The 6,578-nt window shown below is 65.5% G+C and carries 6 protein-coding genes and 1 pseudogene; 2 read left to right on the top strand and 5 right to left on the bottom strand.

Going from position 1 to position 6,578, the window contains the following annotated elements:
* Nucleotides 1–983, top strand: a 983-nt coding sequence (locus DYI24_RS18370; protein ID WP_164573327.1) for an extensin family protein, incomplete at its 5' end; no start/stop codon positions are given.
* Between the two features lie 208 nt (nucleotides 984–1,191).
* On the opposite strand, the gene DYI24_RS18365 is transcribed toward DYI24_RS18370, so the two are convergent.
* Complete coding sequence (locus DYI24_RS18365) at nucleotides 1,192–1,875, bottom strand: L,D-transpeptidase (protein ID WP_107346013.1); 684 nt, start codon at nucleotides 1,873–1,875, stop codon at nucleotides 1,192–1,194.
* 342 nt (nucleotides 1,876–2,217) lie between these two features.
* Between DYI24_RS18365 and DYI24_RS18360 the strand changes: the two genes are divergently transcribed.
* A complete protein-coding gene (locus DYI24_RS18360) occupies nucleotides 2,218–3,198 on the top strand; it encodes a magnesium transporter CorA family protein (RefSeq protein ID WP_107346012.1) in 981 nt (326 codons plus the stop codon).
* Nucleotides 3,199–3,332: 134 nt separating this feature from the next.
* Here DYI24_RS18360 and DYI24_RS18355 read toward each other — a convergent pair whose 3' ends face one another.
* The 4 genes and pseudogenes from DYI24_RS18355 to DYI24_RS28815 all read right to left on the bottom strand — a co-directional run.
* Entirely contained in the window at nucleotides 3,333–3,869 is a 537-nt protein-coding gene (locus tag DYI24_RS18355; protein WP_164573326.1) for an REP-associated tyrosine transposase, read from the bottom strand.
* 545 nt (nucleotides 3,870–4,414) lie between these two features.
* A complete protein-coding gene (locus DYI24_RS18350) occupies nucleotides 4,415–5,356 on the bottom strand; it encodes a prephenate/arogenate dehydrogenase family protein (protein ID WP_164573325.1) in 942 nt (313 codons plus the stop codon).
* A complete protein-coding gene (gene hisC, locus DYI24_RS18345; RefSeq protein WP_164573324.1) occupies nucleotides 5,353–6,450 on the bottom strand; it encodes a histidinol-phosphate transaminase in 1,098 nt (365 codons plus the stop codon). Before hisC ends, DYI24_RS18350 begins: the two co-directional genes overlap by 4 nt.
* 42 nt (nucleotides 6,451–6,492) lie before the next feature.
* A pseudogene (locus tag DYI24_RS28815) lies at nucleotides 6,493–6,578 on the bottom strand (chorismate mutase); the annotation flags it as partial.

The raw sequence follows: 6,578 nt of genomic DNA, 5'->3' as shown, positions 1-6,578 counted from the left end.
CACGCGGGGCCGGGCCGGGCGAGGAGGAGCCAGCGCCTGCGGAAGCCGCCGCGCCGGACAGCGCGCCCGCCGCCAAAACCGACGCGGCGCCGGCTGCGAAGCCGCCGTCCGAATGCCGGTTGGCACTGACCGAGCAGATCGCGATCGCGCCGAGCATTCCGGATATCACCGGGCCAGGCGCCTGCGGCGGGCCGGATCTGGTGCGGCTCGAAGCGGTGGTGCTGCCGGACGGCCGCCGCGTGTCGGTGTCGCCGGCCGCGACCCTGCGCTGCGGGATGGCGCGGGCGATCGCCGATTGGGTGCGCGCCGACATCGCGCCGCTCGGCGCCTCGCTCGGCAGCCGGGTCGCCGATCTCGACAATTTTGATTCTTATGAGTGTCGTGGCCGCAACCGGGTGCGCGGTGCCAAGCTCAGCGAGCACGGCCGCGCCAACGCGCTCGACATCCGCGGCATCAAGCTGGCCGACGGGCGGATGATCTCGCTGACCGACCGCGACGCCCCGCGCGCCACCCGCGAAGCGGTGATGCAGTCGGTGTGCGCGCGTTTCACCACCGTGCTCGGCCCGGGCTCGGATGGCTATCACGAGGACCACATCCACCTCGATCTCGCTGAACGCCGCGGCGGCTACCGGATGTGCCAATGGGCTCTGTACGAGGGGCTGCCGAATATTGCCCCGGTGATGCCGCTGCCGCGCCCAGCAGAAGCGCCGCCGCGCGAAGTCGCCGCTGACGAGGAGCGCGCGCCACAGCAAACTGCTCCATCACAGCCCGAGGCCGCCGAGCAGGTCCCGGCCGAGGAGGCCGAACGCGAACAGTCCGAGACCCCGTCGCCTCCGCCGCCGAAGCCGACCAAGCGCGCCAAGGCCAAAGCTACCTCCGCGAAGCCGGCCGCGAGCAAGCCTATCGATCTCAAGCCACAAGCGGCGCCGGCTGCCAAGCCGGCCGCTCGCAGCAAGCCGGCGCCGGCACGCCCACCGGCCTGATCTTTCCCCGCGCGAGGCGCACCTTTACCCGCAGGGAGGCTTACCTAGCCCGCGCACGGGGCGAGGGAGCGCTCAGCGACTGCGGAGCCACCGCGGATTACATGCGGCCCACCGCTGGGCCGAGCCCCACCATCACCGCCCGACCAATAAAAAAAGCGCCGGCAAACCGGCGCTTTTTCAAACTCTGGCGGGGTGAGCCGCGGCGCGATTACTGGGTCGCGGTGCCGCTGCCGCCCTGCAGGGCCATCTTCGAGTTCATCGGCGAGTCGCCCTGCTTCGGGTCGAGCACAACGACGATCGTGCCCATCTTCACCCGGTTGTACAGGTCGATCACGTCCTCGTTGGTCATGCGGATGCAGCCCGAGGAGATCGAGGCGCCGATATATTCCGGCTGGTTGGTGCCGTGGATCCGGAACAGGGTGTCCTTGTTGCCCTGGTAGAGATACAGCGCGCGGGCGCCGAGCGGGTTGTCGATGCCACCGGGCACCGAAGCCGGCAGGCCTTCGATCCGCTTGTGGATGTCGGCGGTCGGGGTCCACTTCGGCCATTCGGCCATGTTGCCGACCCGGGCGATGCCGGAGAACGCCAGCGCCTCTTCGCCCACGGTCACGCCATAGCGGAGCGCCTTGCCGTTATCGAGCACGTAATACAGAAAGTGGTTGTCCGAATCGACCACGATGGTACCGGGGGCTTCCTTGCGATGATAATCGACGATCGCGCGGCGGAACGGTTCCGGCACCGACACCTTGGCGTAGCGCGCCTTGGCGAGCTGGGCCTTGTCATTGGGTTTCAGGTTGGCTTCCGGGGCGGCCTGATAGGTCGTCTGCATGCAACCCGACAGCAGCAGGCCGGCAAGCGCCAGCAGTCCCAGCTTCGTTCCGTTCAAGGCCATTATCAATTCCAATCACGATCAGGCGCGCCACCGCACGCCGGGAGACACCGCGAAACTCCACGATTCTTCTTGTTAGTATCTCGCAAACCCGCTGGTTTGCCAGCATTTCGGCGAGCCGTTCGTAACGTGGCCGCAGCGTTGTTGCATTTCTGCCGCATAGAATCCGGCCGCCGATTAATTTTCGAGCAACGGGTGCGCTGTTCGGCGGTGCATTGTCATGCTGCCACGCCCTGGCCACAAAATGCGTCGGCTGTCCTGCCGCGCTGTGTCACACTTGCCGCCGGCGGCCGCGGTCCCCGGCCGCGCCCCCTCTGACCAATCCTGTCCCAGCCTGGAGTTGCCATGCTTGCTTTCTTCGCCCCCGCCGAAGCCACCCTGAAGCGCGCCACTGCGGAGGATCTCGCGGCGCTGCCTGAGGACACGGTGTGGGTGGACCTCGATCGGCCGACCGCCGACGAGGACAAGGCGGTGGAGCGGCTGGCGCGGATCGAGGTTCCGACCCGGGAAGACATGCAGGAGATCGAGATCTCCAGCCGTCTCTATATCGAGAACGGCGCCCGCTACATGACCGCCAGCTTGATGTGTGGTGCCGACACCACGTCGCCGCGGCTGTCGCCGGTGACGTTCATTCTGGCCGGCCGCCGGCTGGTGACGGTGCGCTATGACGAGCCTCGCCCGTTCGCGGTGGTCGAAAGCCGGCTGGCACGGGCGCCCGGCTCGGGCAGCAGCGGCGAAAGCGTGCTGTTCGAACTGCTCGACGCGGTGATCGACCGCTGCGCCGACATCCTGGAGCGCGCCGGCGCCGACGTCGACGACGTCAGCCGCCAGATTTTCGAGCCGGAGGGGGCCGCCCGCACCGGCCACCCCAAGCGCTATTCCGACATCCTGATCGCGATCGGCCGCAAGGGCGACTTGGTGTCGAAGGTCCGCGAAAGTCTGGTCTCGATCGGCCGGGTGGTGGCGTTCCTCTCGGTCGAGGGCGACGGCGTCAAACGCACCAAGGAACTGCGCACCCAGCTCAAGACCATGCAGCGCGACGTGCTGTCGCTGACCGACCACGCCAGCTACCTGTCGAACAAGATCACCTTCACGCTCGACGCCATGCTCGGCGTCGTCAATCTCGAGCAGAACAACATCATCAAGCTGTTCTCGGTGATGGCCGTGGTGCTGATGCCGCCGACCCTGATCGCCTCGATCTACGGCATGAACTTCAAGATCATGCCCGAGCTCGAATGGCAGCACGGGTACACCATGGCACTCGGCATGATGCTGCTGGCCGCGGTGCTGCCGTACATGTTCTTCAAGTGGAAGAAGTGGTTGTGAGAGGGCGTTGCCAGTAGCCCGGATGGAGCGAAGCGTAATCCGGGATCGCGAGCTAAACGACGGTTCTTGCCGGCCTGGATTATACCTCGCTCGATCCAGGCTACGAAGCTTAGTGACTCGATCAGGGACTGCAATCACTCGCGCGGCTCACCAAAACCAATGCAGTCACGACCTCCATCGCCGCCCCAGTCCGTCGGCAAGATGCCCTCGCGCATGTAACGGTGTATAGAAGAATATGGCCACGCCCTTGGTACGGAGACGAGCCTGTGCTTGACGGGATTGAAGTGGATATAATTGGCGCAGCGCTCGAAATCTGCGTCGTCCTGGACAGTGTGCTCCCAATAACGGCTCTGCCAGATCCGATAACCGCCACGCCGGTTAGGGCGAAGCGTCGGTAGTGCAGCAGCAACCGAACGCGAGAATGCAGCCTTGATGGCTTTCCAGCGTCCGGGAAAATCAGCGTCAGCTTCGGGTAATGTCATGATGATGTGGAGATGGTCCGGGAGAATGACCATCGCATCCACTCGAAACGGCTTGTCGCTGCGGGTTCTTTGGAAGGCGCTACGCAGTCCTGCAATGTAGTCGATCAGCAAAGTGCTGCGGCGGTCGGCCAATGTGACCGTGAAGAAGAAAGTGCCGCCCGGGATGAGGTTACGTCGATACTGCACCATGGTAGCGGTCCGTCCCGGATTTCGCTGCGCTCCATCCGGGCTACAGCGCTGCTTTGTTAGTCAGCGATGCACCGCACGTGCACGCGGTGAATACGGATTCCGGGTTCGCGTTCCGCGCGCCGGGGATGACGAGGAGAGTATACCTATACTGCGTCATGCGCGGGCTCGACCCGCGCATCCATCTATCGATAACGCGCTGTGCAATCGTCGCCATCGTCAGAGCGATGGGGCGCATGGTCAAGCCCGGCGTCGACGCGAGGGAATGCAAAAGCTGCTTTGATAATCTTCCTAAAAGGACTAAAGTCCGCGTCGTCCTGTTCGCCGGCGCCGCGAGAACGTCAGGGGGCAGCTGTCTGATGTTTGAATGGAGAGACGATACGGCGCAGAGCGCGCGCCCCACTCTCCACCGTCATCGCCCGGCTTGTCCGGGCGCCCCAGTATTCCAGAGCTCGTTGATCCGTCGTGCGCTCGCTAACAGCTCTCTGCAATACTGGGTCCCCCGCCTGCGCGGGGGACGACGACAGAGAGATGGTGAAGTTGCCCGCTTACTCCGGCGCCTTGCCGAGCTGCTTGTGCCGCCGCCCGAAGTCCGGGGCGGCTTCGTCCTGGCCGATCTGGACGATGCCGCGGCGGATGGCGCGGGTGCGGGTGAAGTGTTCGAACAGCGCGTCGCCGTCGCCGCGGCGGATGGCGCGGGTCAGTTTCGACAGGTCTTCCTGGAATTCGCCGAGCATCTCCAGCACCGCGTCCTTGTTGGTCAGGAACACGTCGCGCCACATCGTCGGATCGGACGCGGCGATGCGGGTGAAATCGCGAAAACCGCCGGCGGAGAACTTGAGCACTTCCGACTGCGTCACGCCTTCGAGTTCTTCGGCGGTCGACACGATCGTATAGGCGATCAGATGCGGCAGATGGCTGGTCACCGCGAGCACCAGGTCGTGGTGGTCGGGCGTCATGATCTCGACATTGGCGCCGAGCGCGCGCCAGAACGCGGCGAGCTTCTCGGTCGCTTCGGCGTTGGTGCCTTCGGGCGGCGTCAGAATGCACCAGCGGTTGATGAACAGCTCGGCGAAGCCGGAATCCGGGCCGGAGTTCTCGGTGCCGGCGACCGGATGCGCCGGCACGAAGTGAATGTCCTCCGGCAAATACGGCGCCATCGCCTTCACGACCGCGCCCTTGACCGAGCCGACGTCGGAGACGATCGCGCCGTGCTTCAGATGCGGCGCGATCTCCTGGGCGACATCGCCGCAGGCGCCGACCGGGATGCACAGGATGACGAGATCGGCACCGTCGGCTGCTTCGGCGTTGGTCTCGACCACACGGTCGACGATGCCGAGTTCGCGCACCCGCGCCCGGGTCGATTCCGAGCGCGCGGTGGTGACGATCTCGCCGGCAAGACCCAGCGACTTCGCTCCACGCGCGATCGATCCACCAATCAGGCCGAAGCCGATCAGCGCGACTTTGCGAAACATCGGCGCAGAGTTCATGGCTGGCCCATGAACTCGCGCAAGTTTTCCAGCACCAGCGCGTTGGCTTCGTCGGTGCCGATGGTCATGCGCAGCGCATGCGGCAGGCCGTAATTGTTGAGCGCGCGCAGCACCAGGCCACGCTTGGTCAGGAACGCATCGGCTTCCGCCGCGGTCTTGCCCTTGGTGGTCGGGAAGTGGATCAAAACGAAGTTGCACACGCTCGGCGTCACGGTCAGCCCGAGCTTCGGCAGCTCTTCGGCGAGGGTGTTGCGCCACTTGTCGGTGTGGGCGCGCGACCGCTCGACATGGCCGGTGTCCTGGATCGCCGCCACCGCAGCGAGCTGCGCCGGCACCGAGACGTTGAACGGCCCGCGGATGCGGTTGACCGCATCGACGATGTTGGCCGGACCGAACATCCAGCCGACGCGCAGCGCGGCGAGGCCGTGCACCTTGGAGAAGGTGTGGGTCAGCACAGTATTCTCGGTGGTCGAGACCAGCTCGATGCCGAGCTCGTAGTCGTTCTTCATCACGTAGTCGGCATAGGCGGCGTCGAGCACCAGCACGACGTGGCTGGGCAGGCCGGCCCGCAGCCGCTTGACTTCGTCGAACGGGATGTAGGTGCCGGTCGGATTGTTCGGGTTGGCCAGCCACACCAGCTTGGTGTTCGGCGTCACCGCCGCCAGAATCGCATCGACGTCGGTGGTCAGGTTCTTCTCGGGCGCGACCACGTTCTTGGCGCCGTTCGCCAGCGTGGCGATCGGGTACACCAGGAAGCCGTGCTGGCTGGAGATCGCCTCGTCGTCGGGCGCCAGATAAGTGTGCGCCAGCAAATTGAGGATCTCGTCCGAGCCGGCGCCGCAGATGATGCGGTCGGGATCGAGGCCGTAAGCCTTGCCGATCGCCTCGCGCAGGATCCGCGAGGTGCCTTCCGGATAGTCCTCGAGATGATCCGCCGCGCTCTTATAGGCCGCGATCGCGTGCGGCGACGGGCCGAACGGGGTCTCGTTGGCCGAGAGCTTGAACACCTTGCGGCCGGGTTCGGCCACCGGGCTTTTGCCAGGGGTGTAGGGCGCAATATCGAGGATGCCGGGATTCGGCACGGGACGTGACATCGTCAACTCCGGAAAAATCGTCGGGCGGCTGAGAGCCGGTAATTACGCGGACTTGCCGCTCGGGGGCACCGTATAGCGCCTTGCGTGGCTGCCGACGAGGGCCGACGAACGGAGGGAGGCCCCCGCTG

This window comes from Rhodopseudomonas sp. BR0C11, assembly GCF_010820945.1.
In the GTDB taxonomy this organism is placed as follows: Bacteria; Pseudomonadota; Alphaproteobacteria; order Rhizobiales; family Xanthobacteraceae; genus Rhodopseudomonas; species Rhodopseudomonas palustris_H.
The sequence above is the reverse complement of the archived record's forward strand: the minus strand, read 5'-3'. Positions and strand labels throughout refer to the sequence as shown.

Coding starts and splice junctions, on each gene's coding strand:
- DYI24_RS18355 (WP_164573326.1), bottom strand. CDS start 3,869: ATGGTGCAGTATCGACGTAACCTCATCCCGGGCGGCACTTTCTTCTTC.
- DYI24_RS18360 (WP_107346012.1), top strand. CDS start 2,218: ATGCTTGCTTTCTTCGCCCCCGCCGAAGCCACCCTGAAGCGCGCCACT.
- DYI24_RS18350 (WP_164573325.1), bottom strand. CDS start 5,356: ATGAACTCTGCGCCGATGTTTCGCAAAGTCGCGCTGATCGGCTTCGGC.
- hisC (WP_164573324.1), bottom strand. CDS start 6,450: ATGTCACGTCCCGTGCCGAATCCCGGCATCCTCGATATTGCGCCCTAC.
- DYI24_RS18365 (WP_107346013.1), bottom strand. CDS start 1,875: ATGGCCTTGAACGGAACGAAGCTGGGACTGCTGGCGCTTGCCGGCCTG.